This is a genomic window from Paenibacillus sp. J22R56 (assembly GCF_056269375.1).
Genome location: NZ_JBWDNV010000012.1, coordinates 131,544 through 148,839, shown reverse-complemented (window position 1 = coordinate 148,839; position 17,296 = coordinate 131,544). Strand labels below are relative to the sequence as shown.

The window sequence follows — 17,296 nt, the reverse complement described above, 5'->3', positions numbered from 1 at the left end:
AATAATATCCTAATCTCAGGAAAGATGCTAGACTCATTATTAAAATTAATCTGCCCATTAACTGTGGTCAACAATTAATGAAGGTTTCTCAATCATCTATTCTTAAAATAAAAAAATAGCCGTTCAGTGATAAAACCTGAATGGCTATCTGTAGTTTGGATTTTAACCGAAAATACTTATACCTTAATTGACCGAGCCTGCTCACGATAATCGTTAGGCGCAAAGCCTGTGACGCTTTTGAACACACGGTTGAAATGCCGGATATTCCCGAAGCCAGTGCTCTCTGCAATAACTGTCACTTTCTCATTCGAGGTAACAAGACGTTTCTTCGCATCGTTCACTCTCAGATCAGTCCAATATTCCACTAGAGATGTTCCTGTACGCTGCTTGAATAAGGTAGACAAATAAGCAGGATTCAGGAAAACATGCTCCGCCACATGCTTCAGTGAGAGCGGCTCCTGGTAATGCTGATTGACAAATCGAATGACCTTTTCAATCGGATCATGATCGGAATGCCTCTGCCCGTACGCAATACACTCCGACAGTCTGCCAAGATAAGAACGGCAGCATTCAATAAGCTCAGCGCGTGAGTTAAGCGAGCAAATCTCCAGCAGCACAGCTTGAATGGTTCGTTCGCCGAGCCAGCTTTTTGTAAGCCCAAGCTTCTCCGCTTCCTCGTATCCATGAATAAGCAGCTTGCAGATCTGCTGATGAATGATCTCAGGACTCTTCGCTTGTGAACAAAGACTCGTGATGAAGGTGACAACATGCTGGATCGTCTGCTCAGGTTTCCCTTCGTGAATGGACGACTCCAGCTGCTCGAGCGCATGCTCTCTTGTTGAGTTCCACGCTAGTTCTTCATTAGCTCCATTCATCCGTTCATAACTGATTACACGGTCTCCACCTACAATTAACCGATGCAGCTGCGCGATCTTCGCTTCCTGAAACGAGCGTGGGATCTCCTTGATCCCACTAACTGTTCGACCTAAGCCAATCGTGACCGTCAATCTCGATAACGAAATCATCCGCCTGCGAATAGTCTCCGACAGCTCAAAGAGTGGACTTCCTGCCTCAGGCTGACTGGCCACATTCACAAGAGCAACGACTTCTGTCTCCGATAAAATAAACGAAAAACCTTTGGCACGCTGGTCGAGTAATTCCTGAACGATCTGTTGAATATACAGCTGGAATAAGCTTGGATCTGCTTTATCATATCGTTCTTGATCCAGGGTATCCTTGTCCAGCTTGATAAGCATGCAGGCAAAGTTGGGCTCCGTAAAGGTTAGGCCGATTCTTGCTAGAAGCGCCAAATCCCCTTCATTCACATAGCCCTTCAGAAGCCCGGCAACCAGATGCTCGCTCACATGCTGACGGATCATCCGTGCATCTGCAGGCTCCGCTGCATAAACCTCTGATGTCGTCTGAACCTTCGCCAGCTCACTTTCGAGTCGATCTAGCGTCTTGAACAGCTCTTCCCGCTCCACCGGCTTCATCAAGTAATCCCGAACCCCATGGCGCAGCGACTGCTGCAGGTACGTAAACTCATCAAAGCCGCTGAGCACAATGACGAGCAGATTGGGGAACCGCTTCTTCGTAATTTGAATCAATTGCAGTCCATCCATCCGGGGCATGCGGATATCGGTCAGAAGTACGTCGGGTTGTAAGCTTTCTACCATTTCAAGTGCTTCATACCCATCCCTTGCTTCCCCTGCAACCTGCCAGCTGCCCGAAGAGGACTCGACGATTTTACGAAGACCCTTACGAAAAATAGCCTCATCATCAACTATAAGAATGGTAGGCATTGGCTTGTCCTCCCTAACCTGTCATGGAATAAGCGATAGGCATATTTATAATGACTTTAAGACCTTGGAACGGCATACTTTCCAGCTGAAGTCCGTATTGCTCCCCATAATGCAGCCTGATTCTGCGGTGCACGTTCATGAGACCGTTTCCGGTTGTGCCGCCAAGATCATGAATTTTCTCCAGCCTATAACGAATCGTGCTCAGCTGCTCGCTGGTCATGCCAATTCCATCATCCTCAATGACGATGGTCAATACCCCTTGCTCCTGATAACAGGAAAGCCGGATAAGGCCATCTCCGATCCCTTTGTCCAGCCCATGATTAATGGCGTTCTCCACAATCGGTTGAATCATAAGAGGAATAACCGGGCAGCTGTACAGGGCTTCATCAACCTCCACACGGAAATCAATTCGTTCCTCGTAGCGCATTTTTTGAATTGTCATATAGCCTTGAACATGATCCATCTCATCGCGCAGTGTCACCGTGTCCTTGCGGCCGCTTAACGAGTAGCGGAGCAGACGGCTTAAATTATTCGTCATCTTAACAACCTCCTGGTTGCCTTCCACCTCGGCATACATGGAGATTGAGCCAAGCGTATTGTATAGAAAATGCGGGTTGATCTTGCTTTGCAGCGCTGCAATTTCGGCATCCTTTTCCCGAATCTCCGTTTCATACAACCGGTAACCCAGCTCGCTCAAATGCGATACCATCATGTTAAAAGCGTTGCCCAGCTGACCAACCTCATCCCATTGCTTAACTGGGAAAGATACCTTCAGATCGCCCCGCTCCACCTTGCGCATCAACGTACGCAGCATCCGAAGTGGACTCGTAATCCGGAAGGCGATCACGACGGACAACAGTACAGCTAAGCTGATACAGATTCCGCCAATGAGTAAAATGGAGTTGCGGACAACAAGACTGTCCTTCATAAGCTCTGATATAGGAACGACACCAACGGTTGTCCAGCCCGTCACTTCCGAATTGACATGAGCAACCAGCAGGCTTTTCCCATCTACTTTATGATGCGAGACCCCTTCCTGCGTAAGTCCTTCTATAACAGGATAAATCGCTGTTTTTTCCTTACGCAGCACCAGATCCCCCACACTGTCAGTCATGTACAGAGATTCCTTGCTTCCAAGGCTTACCTGTGACAGCAGTTTACGGACCGCCGCAGGATCAATATCGATAACGATATAGCCAAGTGTATCTCCGCTGTCAAAGCTGCGGAGCTCACGGGCGATGGAGAACACCTTGTACACCGTTCCGCTTGTCGACTTCACATCATGTGTCGTGATGAAGGTTGGCTGGCCGAATCTTCCCTTTGCTTTATCGAGCCATTCCGGATTACCGCCAAGCTGATAGGTCGTCATATATTGGCTTTCCGGCAGTACGACATAAGAGGCGCCATGTTCACCAAATAACGAAATGCCCATAATATCGACGCGTCCGTTCAGGAATACTTTTGAGACAAAGTTGTTCAGCTCATCGATCTCTTGCAAGGTCAACGCTTCCCCAGGATCTCGGGAGGTAGCGAGAAAATCTAAAATCTCCTGGTATTGATACGGCATGAGCGACAGCCGATTAAGTTCATTCATATAGGTATCAATATTCAGCGTCACTTGCTTCAGCATCTGAAGCTGATATTTACCTACCTGCTCTTCCATTTTGGAAGCGAAGATCGAGAAAGACCAAGCTCCAATTACCCCAAGCGGGACAACGATCAGCAGTACATTAATAAGGATGAGCTTGCGTGCGAGTGCCAGGTTTTTGAACCATTGTTGTGGACGCTTAAGAAGATTCATCCTATCACCCTCACTTCGACAACTCGAGATTAATCTGCGCCTCAGTTGCTTGAAGCGCCTGCTCTGGTGTCTGCTGACCATAAATCATTCGCTCGAACTGTCGGATGATAACTTCAATCAAGCTATGCTGCTTCGTATGCTTCGGCCAGAAGGCTACAGCGTTCGCCGCTTCCGCATAATCACTTCTGTAGTCAAGCGCTTGAAAAGCATCTGTGTCCAGTATCGCACTTACGCTTGGTACATGGCCTGCCTCTGCCCATTTGGCACCGTGCTCGGCCAGCCATTTCATAAAGGTCATCGCGGCTTCGCGCTTCTCAGGTGTCATCTCGTGCTGAGCAGGAATCGTTAATGTATGCGAATCTGCCCATGCGGCCGGCTTATCGTATATGGTTGGCAGCGGAACAACGCCGAAGTTCAACTGATCATTTTTTTCAAGCGCACCAGTCGCCCATACACCACTAATCAGAACGGCTGCTTTCCCTTCATTAAAGAGCTTAAATGCATCAGGAATATTCGGCGGAATGAGCTTGCTTTTATAAAGCCCTTCCACATAGCTTAAAGCTTTCAGCGCTGCCGGATTATTAAACACTGCTTTTGTACTGTCTTCGTTATAAAACTTGCCTCCGCCTTGAATCTGGTTGTACAAACTCCACCACAGCCAGACAGAATCAATTCGTGTGCTTGGCTGGGCGAGTGGTGCGATATCACTTGGCACAGCTTGCTTAATCGTTGTCAGAAACTTCGTAAAACCTGTTTCTCCGCCTTCGATCACCGGTTTACCCTGATCATCAAGCACGCCAGCCTGCTCTAGAAAGGTTTTATTGTAATACATGACAAGCACATGGGTATCCAGCGGCACTGCATAAGGTTTACCCTGGAATAAAGCGGCTTTCATAACCGATTTGTTATATACATTCCAATCAAGACCCGCCTCTTCGGCAGGCTCAGATAAATCTTCAACGTAATCGTTTTGCACAAATTGGGGCAACGAACTCGCATGGATAATAGCAACATCTGGGGCATTGCCCGATAAAATGGCTGTTCTCAGCCGTGAATAATAATCGTCCAGACGTGAATTCATCTGGACGACCTGAATATCATCATGCTCTTGATTAAATTGATCTACCATTTCGGTCATAAATAAATTATCGCCCCCGCTGAAGGGGGTCCAATAATTAAGTTGAATAGCCGGCGCCTTAGTTTCAGCGGATACCGGCTCTTTACTATCTTTTTGGCTGCAGCCAGTCAAGGCAAGGCTTGCCCCAATTACAGTTAGAATGATTGTTCGAAAGGACAAGCCTCTCATGACCAGCGCCTCCTAAAAAGAATTGTGGAGCAATTCCTGCTTCGAAAGCATAAGCTCAGAAGAATTGCTAACAATTCTTACTTCGTAAGTGTAGAACTTCTCATGATGTCGATATAATCGACGTGTACTTCTTCTGTCGCATTCTCAAGTATAAGGGCGTTCTTGCCAGCCTTCAATTGTATTGTGACAGATTGTGTCTGGTAATTGTTGCGCTTACCGGATGGGAAAATAACCCTTTCGCCTTTTCCTTTGCCATCCTCCACTCGGATATGCAGCTCTGCATCATTACCAGATGAATTCGCGGCGGCTACGCGGATCTCATATTTGCCGCTAACAGGAACCAGAATGTTCTCGAAACGTACCGCTTCACCTTCTCCTGCGGCAATAACGACTTTACCTGTACCCGAGGCAAACAGATTCTCTTCAGCCGTTCCTTGCGGGCCTGTCGAGGCAAATTCCGCTTCATATCTTGGAAGCTCAATCGCTTCAATTGTTCCTTGCCCGCCATCAATTGCAATACTGATTTTGTTCATGCCTGCCGCAAGAGGGATATCGGTATAGGCATAACCCACTCCGCTGCTCTTCGGAAGTGTAACCTCTGATGCTTGCTCGCCGTTCACGCTTACTTTAGCTAGAAGCATCTCACCTGTTTCATTCTGATAATGAATCAGTAGTGGAGCCGTTGTATGAACGTTGGACGGAATCAGATTAAATGTGACATCCGTTGCTGCCGGTACCGCCTTAAATACTCCCATTCCCGAAGGAACTTCAATAGCAGTATCGAGCGAGAGTGGCTTACCGATTTGCAGATTGCCTTCCGCATCCCAAGTCAGCTTCTGGGCACGTGCTTTGCGGTTACCCCAGCCATCCGTCGACGCTGTTGTCGCATGATAGACAATCCATTGCTCTATGCCATCAGGCGACGAAACAAAGGAGTTATGTCCTGGACCGTATACGCCTGCTTCTTCGTCCATTTTGAGAATCGGCTGCTCTGCTTTGGTCCAGTTCGAGGCAACAAGTGGGTCGGTTCCTTCTTTCAGCGATAGCATGCCAAGTGAATAGAACGGCGTCCAGCTGCCTGCGCCTGAATAGACGATATGAACTTGACCGTTATGATGGAGAATGGAATGCCCTTCATTAATATAAGGAGGGCCGCCGGCTTTCTCCCATTCGAGATCTGGCTCGGATAATAAGACACGTGGTCCACTGATGGTCAGTGGATCACTCATCGGCGCGATGTACGTATTTTGCTGTACATTGATGTCGCCTTCCCAGCCGGACCAAACGAAATAAAGCTTATTGTCGAGCTCCATCGCAAGGCCATCAATAGCCCATTTGTTAGAGTCGTCCTTTACCTGGCCTTTGAAGGTATAGCTTCCCATCGGATCATCCGTATCAGCTTCTAAGACGAACATCCGGTGATTCTCATTAAGTCCGTCGTCAGCAGCGAAGTAGATATACCATTTCCCCTGAATAAATTGAATCTCGGGAGCCCACAGCTCAGCCGAATAATTCGTCCCCATATCCGGGTACCAGACCGTCTTCCGCTCTGCCTGCTTGAAGTCGATTGTTCTAGATTTCATGACCATTACATCGGCACCGTTGTGGGTGAAGGTCATGTAATAATAACCATCCTTATAGACAACGGCTGGGTCAGGCGTATCGATCTCTGCGAGCGTGTTCTTGAACGTACCGCCATGTCCGTTGTAAACGGCTGTGTTTTCCTGTACTTCCTGCCCTTGATCTTTCATTGTCCACACCCCTATTCCAGCTGCTATAAGTATCAGCACAGCTGCTGTTATAACAGACCATCGTTTTGAGTTCAACTTTCGACTACCTCCTAAAAAGAATGGCCACTCTTTGGCTAGTAACTAGCCATATGTGGCGATTCTTACTTCGTAAGCCTATTTGACTCCTGCTTGCGTAATCGCTTTAACGAATGAACGTTGGCCAACGATAAAAATAATGAACACCGGAAGCGTTGCAATAACTGTCATCGACATCAGCTTGCCGTAAGCTTGGGTATAGCTGCCTTGTGCCATCATCGCAATACCGGCTGTAATCGTGCGCATCTCCGGCGAAGTCGTCGAATAAAGCGGCCAAACGAAATCATTGTAAATACCCATAAAGGTAAAGATCGCAAGCGTCACCATAATGGATACCGAAGCTGGCAGCAGAATACGTGAGTAGATCTGCCATTTGTTTGCACCATCAATCCTAGCAGCCTCTTCGATTTCCTTCGGAAACGCCGTGAAAAATTGAAAGAGTAGAAATACGCCAAATGCACCGCTCGAATAAGGGAAAATGAGGGCTGCATACGTATTAATCCAGCCAAGTGCGTTAAACTCCATGTACATCGGCAGGAAGGTCAATACGCCTGGAATCATCATTGAGCCAATGAACATCGGGAACATCAGCTTGCGAAGCGGCAAATCCTGCAGACGAGCCAGCGCGAACGCTGCCATCGACGAGAATAGAAGCACAATAGCTGTACCCGCAGCGCCTACGAATAAGGAGTTCGTAATCCAGCGAGTAATTGGAACATTCATCAGGTTTCCTTTTAAACCGTCAAGATAGTTCTCGAATGTTGGCTTCTTCGGAATAAGACTCAACTGTCCTGCCAGCGCTTCAAAATCATTCTTGAAGGAAGTGGACATCATCCAAATAAGTGGCAGCAGGAAAATAACTGCGATTATGACTGCAACAAGAACAAGTAATGTTTTTTTCATGCCGCCTACTCCTTCCTTCCGTAAGCAATCCGGTATTGGACAGCCGAGACAATAATGATAATGATCGCCATCATAATTGCCATTGCGGAAGCTGAACCAACCTGCTTGCCTTTGAATGCTTCATCCAGCACGTTCATGAGCAGAACCTTTGTACTGTCGCCAGGTCCTCCACGTGTAAGCAGGAACGGCTGCGCATAAACGTTAAACGAAGCAATGGTAGAAGTAATGATGATAAACAACATAACTGGACGAATCGATGGAAGTGTAATGCTGACGAACTTCCTCCATGCATTCGCACCGTCAATCGAAGCCGCCTCATAATAATCCTCCGGCACTTCATTCAGCGCATTGGTGAAAATAATCATATTAAAGCCGATTGTCCACCAAAGCGTAGTCATGACCAAAGATACCCAGACCCACGGCATATCCGTCAGCCAAGCCACCGGATCAATATGAAGCTTAGCCAAGAGTCCGTTCAGGAAACCCGCATTCGTATCAAACATCATTAGCCAAATAACGGCCATTACCGAACCGGAAATCGCATAAGGCATGAAATAAAAAGTGCGGAACATCCCGCGAATTCGCTTCGGCAGCTGATTCAGCAGCAAGGCGAGCGCTAGACCGAGAACAACAAGCAGCGGGACGGAGTACAGTACGAACTGGACCGTATTCCATAAACCTGTCGTAAATTGCTCGAATAAATAGGAACCAGGTGTAAATATTTTGATGTAATTATCGAGGCCAACAAACTTATGATCATCCGACAGAAGCTCGAAATCATGGAATGAAATATACAGCCCGTACAAAATCGGGATCAGCAGAAAAGCGCAGAAGCTGAGCAAATAAGGCAGTACAAACAAAGTTGACGTTAAGCGTGATTGCAAAGTGCTCTTAACCAAGTGCAGCTCCTCCATTTCCGGTTAAGGATAAAAGTAGAGAACGAAGAAGCGATTTTATTCGCCTCCTCGTCCTCCCATAATGATCATATTGTATAAAGGTGACGGTTATTTTTTCATCGCTTGTCTGGACTTCGCTACTGCATCATCCATCGCTTTTTGAGCGTCCTTCTTGCCAAGCAGCGCATTGCTCAGTTCGCCCCAGATCGGATCTGAGATCGTTGCCCAGTTCAGTACGTTAGGCGCGAATTGAACATATTCAAATGCTTTCGCTACGTTGCTTTGCATATCAAGAGCTTTGAACTCTTCGCTTTCAAGCATTGGCTTGGATGCCAGCGCTTGGCCGGAAGCCGCCCAGTCCATCGAGTTGGTCGATACATATTTCACGAAATCGCCGATGCCTTTTACAACATTTGCGTCTGTTACACCTTTAGGCAATACGAAGTTATGGGAGCCTGCATATACCGCTTGCTTGGCTTTACCAATTTGTGGAACTGGCGCTACGCCGTAATTGATACCCGCTTCGTCGAACTGTCCTTTCATCCAAGGACCGTTAAATTGGATCGCGTTTTTACCTTGCAGGAACAACGTGTTCTCGCCGTCTTGCTGTACGTTGCCCGGGGATACACCTTTGTCTACGAGGCTGCGCATCCACTGCACCATCTCTACTGCTTCTGGTGAGTTGTAAGCAACGTCTGTTCCGTTCCAGAGATCGCCGCCATTTTGCCATACAAGTGTTGGGAAAATGAACTGCTGCGGCCAAAGCGTTGGAACAACATAGCCGTATGTGCCTTTATCTTTGTTCGTCAGCTTCTCGACATCTGCTTCGAATTCCGCACGGTTTGTTGGTGGAGCTGTAATTCCCGCTTGCTCGAACAAGTCTTTGTTGTAGTACATAACGAGCGGGTGAATATCGAGCGGAATACCATACCATTTGCTGTCGATTGTCTCGTAATTTACTGGTGCTTCTACATAATCTGTTTTGTTAATGGCAGAAGCTGCTGCCAGATCGTCCATCGGCTGAAGCTGACCTTTGTTTACATAGGTAGGAATTTGGTCTACGTGCATGATCGCCAGGTCAGGACGATCTTTGCCTGCACTCATCGCCACGTCAAGCAGCTTATAATATTCACCATTTGGCTGAATAACGAGTTTCACTTTGTAGGTGTCTTGGGAAGAGTTATACTTCTCAACGATCTTCTTCATGAACTCGCCGTCAGCGCCGGAGAATGGCGTCCAGAACAGGATATCTGCTTTCTCGGCTTTAGCGTTTGTGCTGTTGCCTGCTGCTGCATTCGTGCTGCCTTGATTGTTACTATCGGTATTATTCCCGCCGTTATTATTGCTGCCGCAGCCCGCTGCTGCAACCAGGCTAAGTGCGATTAACGAAGTACCTAAGAGCTTAGTCGTTTTTTTCATTTTGCTTCCCCCTAGAATGTGTTTGCTGCTCTTTCTGTTTCTCATTCTAGCTTTCGGGGGATAGCACGCCCATGTCGCTTTTTTAGAAGGAATGGACATATTTATAGATGCATTTGAAAGCTCGCTTCCAGCAGAAGCCCAGACAGCGGGGAGTTTATTCTCGGCTGTCTGGGCTTCTGCTGATTTATTGCTCCTAAAATACTGGCTGTTACCTTAACGATGCGTCGCATCGTCAAGCACGCCATAACTCTACTTTTTCATGCGCTTAACGATGTGCGGCATCGTTAAGCCTATCAAAATAGCCATTTCCGCTGAAATGTGGTGATCTCCGCTTCCTTACTTGCCTTCGTTGATCGCTTTGATCAGCTCGAGCGGTATTTTCGGCTTGCGGTCGTATGTGAGAAGTCCGTTGATCTCCTGCTCGACGTCAGTTAACTGCGTGTAGCAGTAGCCTTGAACAACGCCTGAGAAGATAAGCGGTTGAATCACATTACGAAGACGTTCAACGAAGTCTTCATCGTTCGAAGCACCGGAGTAACCCCAGCCTTCCCAGTCGCTTTTCTTGTAGGCGATTCCGCCGAATTCAGTAATCAGAATCGGTTGTCCATCATATTCGTGACCACCTACGCTAAGGCGGCGGTTCGCTGGCATAGCCGACACTGCTTTGTCCACACTGCCATAACGATCCTCGAGCACCTCGCGTCTCCACTCGTAGTCATGGATGTTGTACAGATCAGTAGCAACCATTTCCCAGCCGTCATTCGAGATGACAGGACGAGTCGGGTCAAGCGATTTGGTCAGGTGGTACATAGCCATCGCATGCTGCTGCTGACGCTCGTCGATCTGGATATTTGGTACACCCCAGCTTTCATTTAGCGGAACCCATACGGCAATACAAGGATGGTTGAAGTCACGGTCCATCGCTTCCTGCCACTCCTTCGTAATCCGGCGGACATACTCCTCGGAGTAGTCATAGGCATTCGCCATCTCGCCCCATACGATAAGGCCCAGCTTGTCGCACCAATACAGGAAGCGAGGATCTTCAACCTTCTGATGCTTACGCGCACCGTTAAAGCCCATTTCCTTCATCAGCTCTACGTCCAGCTTAATCGCTTCATCGGTTGGTGGAGTCAGGTTGCCGTCAGGGAAGTAGCCTTGATCAAGTACAAGCTTCATAAAGTAAGGACGGTTATTCAGGTTGAATTTGCCGTTCTCGATCGAGATTTTCCGCATACCGAAGTAACTTGTCACCCGGTCAACCTCTGCTCCGTCAACCGACACTACGTATTCCACGTCATACAGATTTGGACGCTCCGGCCACCAGTACCGGTCCATTCCATGATCGTTTAAGCCGCTGAGCTTAATTTTTCGGCTCTCTTCGCCTGCTCGCACTTGATACGTGTCTTCCGACACAATCTCTCCTGCGAAAGAAATCTTGACCGAAAGGCTTACGTTCTTCGTCCCTTGTACAAAACCGCCTACAAACGAGCGGATTTGAATTTCATTCATATCGATATCCGCTACATATTTCACCTTCAGAAGGTGAACCGGTGCTACCGCTTCCATCCATACGGACTGCCAGATCCCCGTTGTACGTGTGTACCAGATCGCACGGGATTTCTCTTCCCAGAACTGTTTACCGCGAGGCAGGAATACATCCGTACCATGATCAACCGCTTTGACAACCAGCATGTTGTCGCCATTTGCCTGCAGTGAGTCTGTTATGTCGGCATGGAATGGTGTATGTCCACCTTCATGCGTTGCAACGAGCTGTCCGTTTAACCAAACCGAAGCCTCATAGTCTACTGCACCAAAATGCAGCACGACTCTTTTTCCTTGGAACGATTTCGGAATTTCAAGCTGTCTGCGGTACCATACCACATCATGGAATGTTGGATCGCCGATGCCGCTTAATTTACTTTCGAAGCTGAATGGAACCTCAATCCGCTTGGAAAAGTCTTTATTCCCGTTATGCCAGCCTTCTTCATTACCAACACGTGCATCATCAAAATCAAATTCCCATTCTCCATTCAAACATACCCATGCATCACGATTGAACTGGGGTCTAGGATATTCTGCTCTTGGCAAGTTTGTCATCTTGTACGCCTCCGTTAGTTAACCAATAAGTTGTTATATTAACAAATAAATATGATTCTGGAGCTTATTTTATCTCCTGACCGAATTAACGTCAACTAAAAAGTTGTTTTATTAACTTAATGGTTATATAATAGCCGAGTAGAAAGAAAGCGAGGAAATAACGTGCATATTCAAATTAGTACCAAATATATGGAAATGCTCGAATGCTTTTCATCTGAAACGCGAGTGAAAATGATCGAGCTCCTTAGTGACCGGTCGATGAGTATTAAAGAGTTAGCAGAGACACTTGGCTTGTCATCCGCTATCGTGACCAAACATATTCAGAAGATGGAGGACGGCGGTCTGATTAAGACAGAAAGCTTGTCCGGTACTCGAGGAAGCCCAAAGATGTGCTCCCTTGCCATTGATTCGCTTACCCTGCAGCTTCGAACTTCTTCTATGGACAATGAAATAGAGAAAGAGTCGAAATACACTATAGAAATTCCAATCGGGCAATACTCGAATTATGCCGTAAAACCAACCTGCGGACTCGCTTCCGACACGAAGATATTAGGTCTAGTTGATGATCCGAGATACTTCTCCGATCCGGAGCGGATGAATGCGGCGCATATTTGGTTCGGCAGCGGTTATGTTGAATACCGAATCCCCAATTATCTACATGCTGCTCAAACGGCTCAGCAAGTTGAGATTTCCTTGGAGCTTTGCTCGGAGGCCCCTTCTTATGACGAGAATTGGCCGTCAGATATCAGCTTCTTTATTAACGATATCGAAGTTGGGGTTTGGACATGTCCAGGCGACTTCGGCAGCAAACGCGGCGCTCTTACACCTGCCTGGTGGCAGCTTGGTACGCAGAACGGTCTACTCAAAACCTTAACGATTCAGGAAACAGGTACTTACCTGGATGGTGTCAAGCTATCTGAGGTTACTGTGAATGATGTGGGCATCAAACTAGGGGAAGACTTCCGCTTTAGGCTCGCCTCACTGGAGACAGCCCGCCACTGCGGTGGTATCAGCTTGTTTGGCAAGCAATTTGGCAACTATAAGCAGGATATTGTCGTGCATGTGTTTTATAAAGACCGCAGCAGAGCTAATTAGCCCGAAAAATGTGCATTAAAAATTTATCATAAATCAATTTTCTGAGTAAGCGATTGCATTCATTGACACTTCCACCCCCTTCCAGTAGGATTGAATTACGCTTAATCGCTGGTAATTCTTTACCAGGTAGGGTCTTGCAATCATTTATTGCTTACTCAAGCAAGGCCCTGTGTACACAGGGTCTTTTTGCTTTTTACCGCCCAAAAGCGACTACGTAGCGCTGAAAGCGCAAGGAGGAGATGCAATTGGCAAAGGCGTTAATTTTCGATTTCGACGGAACGATTCTAGATACGGAGACACCCTGGTACGAGGCATTCCGAGCACTCTATGCAGAGCATAAAGTCGAGCTTACCTTGGAGCAATATTCGCAATGTATAGGAACTAGTCTTCATTTGTTTAATCCTTATGAATATTTGATCACCGATTGTGGAATTGCCATCGACCGGGATGTATTCCGTTCGAGAGTACACGAGAAGCATGCTGAGCTGATGAAGCAGGAGACGGTGAGACCTGGAGTGATCAGCTTCCTGGAATCCGCAAAGGCTGCTGGCCTTCGTATCGGTCTTGCTTCTAGTTCCAGGCTGGACTGGATTACACCTTATCTCGACAAGCTGGAGCTAACCTCGTATTTCGAATGTATTCAAACCGCTGATCATGTCAAGCTGGTAAAGCCTGATCCCTCCCTCTATCTTCAAACGATTTCGATTCTTGGCATTCAAGCTGGAGATGCCATTGCGATCGAAGATTCTCCTAATGGCGCCAAAGCCGCCATTGCAGCAGGACTCCATTGTGTCGTTCTCCCTAATAAAATTACGCAGCATCTAGATTTCGGCAATATTACGCAGCATGGCCAATCACTCGCCGACATTAGCTTCGAGCATTTAATTAATGATCCATCCGGCTTTTTAGCAAAGCCAGCCGTCTAATGAATTACCTAAGTCTTTGCCTTATCATTGAGACGAGGCACAGGCTTTAGCTCATCTTAATTATCTGAATATTCAAATAATAAAGAGGTGATAGACATGAAAGCCGTACACTTTGGAGCAGGTAACATCGGACGGGGTTTTATCGGGTTGATGCTTGCAAGATCCGGCTACGAGATATGTTTTGTAACGAGAAACTATAAACAGGTCACCGCATTACGCCAGCAGCAGTCGTATGTTGTCACGATGGCGGGCGAAACAAAGGAACAATGGCGGGTAAACCATGTAACGGCTCTTCATGTAAACGAACTTCGAGAAGTAAAAGCTCGAGTCGCGGATGCTGACCTAATAACAACGGCTGTTGGTGCAGCCTCCTTAAGAAATGTGGCGGCGCAAATTGCACCCGGAATCGAGCTTAGGCTTCTTAACGAAAGCAAGCCGCTGCACATCATGGCTTGTGAGAACGCCTTAAAAGCCAGCACGCAATTAAAAAAATGGGTATATGCGCTGCTTCCAGCCGAGCTTCATGAAGCAGCGAACCGTCTCCTTTCTTTCCCTAATACAGCCGTGGACCGTATCGTTCCTCATCAGAAAAATAAAGATCCACTTAGCGTTGTGGTAGAACCCTTCAGTGAATGGGTTATACATCAAGAGGCGCTGCTAGATAGTTTCCCAGGCATCCATGGCGTCAAATATGTCCATTCCCTTGAGCCCTATATTGAACGCAAGCTGTTCACCGTTAATACGGGCCATAGCAGCGCCGCTTATCATGGTTATTTGAAGGGAATCTCAACGATCCAGGAAGCGATGCAGGATGATCAGATCCGAGGCCAGGTAGAGCAGACATTGGAGGAAACCTCTAAGCTGCTCGTTGATAAGCACGGCTTCGACGAACAGGAGCAGCAGCAATACGTAGATCAAACGCTGCGTCGTTTCTCCAATTCGGCGCTTACCGATTCGATCACCCGTGTCGGCCGTTCTCCCCTGCGTAAGTTGTCTGAAGCAGAGAGATTTGTGAGGCCAGCCATTCAAGCTTACAATCTGGGTCACGGCGTAACTAATCTGGCGTCCTCTATTGCTTCAGCGCTGCATTTTGATTACCATGCCGATCCGGAGGCCGAAATTCTGCAACTTGCTATCGGCCAAAAAGGGGCAGATCATGTCATTCGAAGACATATGGGCATACCAGAGGAGCATGCACTGCATGACGAGATCATGAAGGAATATAAACGGATTCAAATCTTTAAAGTCTAATCTCTGACTGCTTGCACAAAAAAATGGCCAAAAGCCCCCGCTAGGAAGGGCATTTGGCCGACTTTAAGATAGAACTATTATGAGAGCTCGCGAAGAACCGGAAACTCCGCAACTCTCAGCCTCGCACAGCCATACGGAACAAGCTCGATTTCTTCTAGCGGCTCCTTACTAATAACTGGACTGACCGGTGGTGTGCCTGCGGAATTCATCTCCATTGTCCACTGAGGAAGTCTGCGTGCCTGAACACTCATACGGATCGGACAATTTTCTGCAGCAAATGGCTGCTTCTGGACTTCATCCTCTATTATTCTAGCTTTATCCGAAACAGACTGCTCATTAAGCTCTACACCATAATTCCATGGGGAGCTCGGATAAAGCTCCCAATCATGAAAAGGGGGATAGGTACGATGCTTCTGCCATTGCTCCTTGACTGGAATAGCCAGCATAATTGGACCATATTGAACGCCAACTGCACCATTTGCACGTGGAACCAGCCTCGCCTGCTTGGGAAGCGTAATCAAGAGCTCATCCTGCTCCCTCCATAATCGGTGAACCGAGGCGAACCCTTGAACAGCTTGCAAAGGATAAGGCTCGCCATTAATCAGCAGTACCGGCGCCTTGCACCATTCCGGAATTCTGAGCTTCATGGTAAATGTCTCCGGCGAGCTTAGCTCAACCTTTATGTTGACCGTATCCCGGAACGGATACGAGGTCTCAACCTGTACAACAGCCGAAGTCCGCTTCTCCGCACCAACTTGCGCGGTTACCCGGCAAGGTGCATAGGAGATGGCAGCAAGTCCACCTTTCTCAGCTGCCATCCAAAGCCTAGCCGAGTATTTCGGCCAGCCTTGATGCATATTGGCCGTGCAGCAGCCAAAATGCGGTTCGATGCCAAACAGATTGGCCTCATTATTATTTTCCGTCCAATTCCGCTTGGCATGTGTACACATGATCTGATTCGCCTGCTGATCATACTGGTGAACCTTCCAGTCCGAGCTGATCGCAGCAGGCAGCGCGTTATACGCGATCTTCTCCAGAATATCCCCGAAATAACCATCCCCGGTTATCCGAATTAGATGCTCCAGGGAGTACATATATTCAACAACAGCACATAACTCCGTCCCTTGACTTGGATGTGTTCCGGCCAGCCACTCATCACCAGAGAACATGCCATTTACTTGGCCATGGTAAGTCATGACACTTCGAATGCCTTTATATACAGCCGCTTTATCCAGATCATTCCCCGTCTGCAAATAACGGAGCGCTGACTGCTTGAATGACATTGCTACATTAACGACATGAACACGGTGATCGAAGGAGGTTTGACGGTTCCAATACGGGAACTGCTCGTATAACCCCCTCCAGTCCTCGGTTTGTTCACTGATTATTTGTGCCAGCTCCAGCAGAAACGGCTCACTGGTACGGTTGTACAGCCAATACACGCTGATCAGGTTTTCCCCGCCCCTCGCCTTCGCCCATTCGGCAAGCGGACGATTCGGAAGATGCTTCAGCTGGTATTTGAAGTAGTTGGTCATAAAAGGAATGATCCGTTCGTCGCCGGTATATTCAGCATGCTGAATGAGCACCTTCAGCATAACCATCCGGCTCCACCAATCATCATTCGAGGATGGGCCGAACTGTCCGTCTTCCCGAGCGCTTGCAAGCGTCCATTCGATCCATGGCTTTACCTTCGCTATTAATCTCTCATCTTCCAGAAGATAGGCCAGTGGAACAAGTCCATCTAAATAATAAGGTCCTCTTTCCCAGCTTTCTCCCGTGCCGCCCAGCCATCCACTGTTTGGACCGACATGGCTCCAGAACTCATCCAGATGCCCTGTCATCCCTTCCGCTTGAATCTGAAGTTGATCTTTGAGCCAGCCAATCGGCCGGATGGATCCTAGTGGCAATTCCTCAAAGGGAGTTTGCTTTAGAGGATGAAGTACCGTATTCATGAAATTCCTCCCTATGCTGTTG

General features: G+C 47.7%; 12 protein-coding genes. 3 read left to right on the top strand and 9 right to left on the bottom strand.

The genetic code is table 11. The annotated features are described in order from the left end of the window. Positions 1-176: 176 nt before the first annotated feature. The 8 genes from AC0YNT_RS26625 to AC0YNT_RS26590 form a co-directional block, all read right to left on the bottom strand. Complete coding sequence (locus tag AC0YNT_RS26625) at positions 177-1,802, bottom strand: response regulator (protein ID WP_475807337.1); 1,626 nt, start codon at positions 1,800-1,802, stop codon at positions 177-179. A gap of 13 nt (positions 1,803-1,815) precedes the next feature. Further along, positions 1,816-3,603: a cache domain-containing sensor histidine kinase gene (locus AC0YNT_RS26620; protein WP_475807336.1), complete on the bottom strand. Its 1,788-nt coding sequence runs from the start codon at positions 3,601-3,603 to the stop codon at positions 1,816-1,818. Between the two features lie 10 nt (positions 3,604-3,613). Then, a complete protein-coding gene (locus AC0YNT_RS26615; protein ID WP_475807335.1) occupies positions 3,614-4,909 on the bottom strand; it encodes an ABC transporter substrate-binding protein in 1,296 nt (431 codons plus the stop codon). 77 nt (positions 4,910-4,986) lie between these two features. Further along, a complete protein-coding gene (locus AC0YNT_RS26610) occupies positions 4,987-6,735 on the bottom strand; it encodes a family 43 glycosylhydrolase (RefSeq protein WP_475807334.1) in 1,749 nt (582 codons plus the stop codon). Positions 6,736-6,813: 78 nt separating this feature from the next. After that, positions 6,814-7,638 carry a carbohydrate ABC transporter permease gene (locus tag AC0YNT_RS26605; protein ID WP_475807333.1) on the bottom strand — a complete coding sequence of 275 codons (825 nt, stop codon included), beginning with the start codon at positions 7,636-7,638 and terminating at the stop codon, positions 6,814-6,816. A gap of 5 nt (positions 7,639-7,643) precedes the next feature. Next, positions 7,644-8,537, bottom strand: coding sequence for a carbohydrate ABC transporter permease (locus AC0YNT_RS26600; RefSeq protein WP_475807332.1), 894 nt, complete (start codon positions 8,535-8,537; stop codon positions 7,644-7,646). Positions 8,538-8,642: 105 nt separating this feature from the next. Continuing rightward, on the bottom strand, positions 8,643-9,953 hold the full coding sequence (locus AC0YNT_RS26595; RefSeq protein WP_475807331.1) for an ABC transporter substrate-binding protein: 1,311 nt from the start codon (positions 9,951-9,953) through the stop codon (positions 8,643-8,645). Positions 9,954-10,289: 336 nt separating this feature from the next. Continuing rightward, complete coding sequence (locus AC0YNT_RS26590; protein WP_475807330.1) at positions 10,290-12,050, bottom strand: glycoside hydrolase family 2 protein; 1,761 nt, start codon at positions 12,048-12,050, stop codon at positions 10,290-10,292. A 162-nt stretch (positions 12,051-12,212) separates the two neighbouring features. On the opposite strand from AC0YNT_RS26590, the gene AC0YNT_RS26585 reads away from it, so the two are divergent. The 3 genes from AC0YNT_RS26585 (at position 12,213) to AC0YNT_RS26575 (ending at position 15,322) form a co-directional block, all read left to right on the top strand. Then, on the top strand, positions 12,213-13,145 hold the full coding sequence (locus AC0YNT_RS26585) for an ArsR/SmtB family transcription factor (protein WP_475807329.1): 933 nt from the start codon (positions 12,213-12,215) through the stop codon (positions 13,143-13,145). A gap of 239 nt (positions 13,146-13,384) precedes the next feature. Further along, a complete protein-coding gene (locus tag AC0YNT_RS26580) occupies positions 13,385-14,071 on the top strand; it encodes an HAD family hydrolase (protein WP_475807328.1) in 687 nt (228 codons plus the stop codon). Positions 14,072-14,167: 96 nt separating this feature from the next. Continuing rightward, the gene (locus AC0YNT_RS26575) at positions 14,168-15,322 is read left to right on the top strand and encodes a mannitol-1-phosphate 5-dehydrogenase (RefSeq protein WP_475807327.1); all 1,155 of its coding nucleotides are present in this window, start codon (positions 14,168-14,170) and stop codon (positions 15,320-15,322) included. A gap of 77 nt (positions 15,323-15,399) precedes the next feature. On the opposite strand, the gene AC0YNT_RS26570 is transcribed toward AC0YNT_RS26575, so the two are convergent. Then, the gene (locus AC0YNT_RS26570) at positions 15,400-17,274 is read right to left on the bottom strand and encodes a beta-L-arabinofuranosidase domain-containing protein (RefSeq protein ID WP_475807326.1); all 1,875 of its coding nucleotides are present in this window, start codon (positions 17,272-17,274) and stop codon (positions 15,400-15,402) included. Positions 17,275-17,296: the final 22 nt, after the last annotated feature.

Excerpts from the sequence above, each read along its gene's own strand:
- AC0YNT_RS26625 (WP_475807337.1), bottom strand. The coding sequence starts at position 1,802 with ATGCCTACCATTCTTATAGTTGATGATGAGGCTATTTTTCGTAAGGGT.
- AC0YNT_RS26605 (WP_475807333.1), bottom strand. The coding sequence starts at position 7,638 with ATGAAAAAAACATTACTTGTTCTTGTTGCAGTCATAATCGCAGTTATT.
- AC0YNT_RS26615 (WP_475807335.1), bottom strand. The coding sequence starts at position 4,909 with ATGAGAGGCTTGTCCTTTCGAACAATCATTCTAACTGTAATTGGGGCA.
- AC0YNT_RS26575 (WP_475807327.1), top strand. The coding sequence starts at position 14,168 with ATGAAAGCCGTACACTTTGGAGCAGGTAACATCGGACGGGGTTTTATC.
- AC0YNT_RS26590 (WP_475807330.1), bottom strand. The coding sequence starts at position 12,050 with ATGACAAACTTGCCAAGAGCAGAATATCCTAGACCCCAGTTCAATCGT.
- AC0YNT_RS26595 (WP_475807331.1), bottom strand. The coding sequence starts at position 9,953 with ATGAAAAAAACGACTAAGCTCTTAGGTACTTCGTTAATCGCACTTAGC.
- AC0YNT_RS26580 (WP_475807328.1), top strand. The coding sequence starts at position 13,385 with ATGCAATTGGCAAAGGCGTTAATTTTCGATTTCGACGGAACGATTCTA.
- AC0YNT_RS26620 (WP_475807336.1), bottom strand. The coding sequence starts at position 3,603 with ATGAATCTTCTTAAGCGTCCACAACAATGGTTCAAAAACCTGGCACTC.
- AC0YNT_RS26570 (WP_475807326.1), bottom strand. The coding sequence starts at position 17,274 with ATGAATACGGTACTTCATCCTCTAAAGCAAACTCCCTTTGAGGAATTG.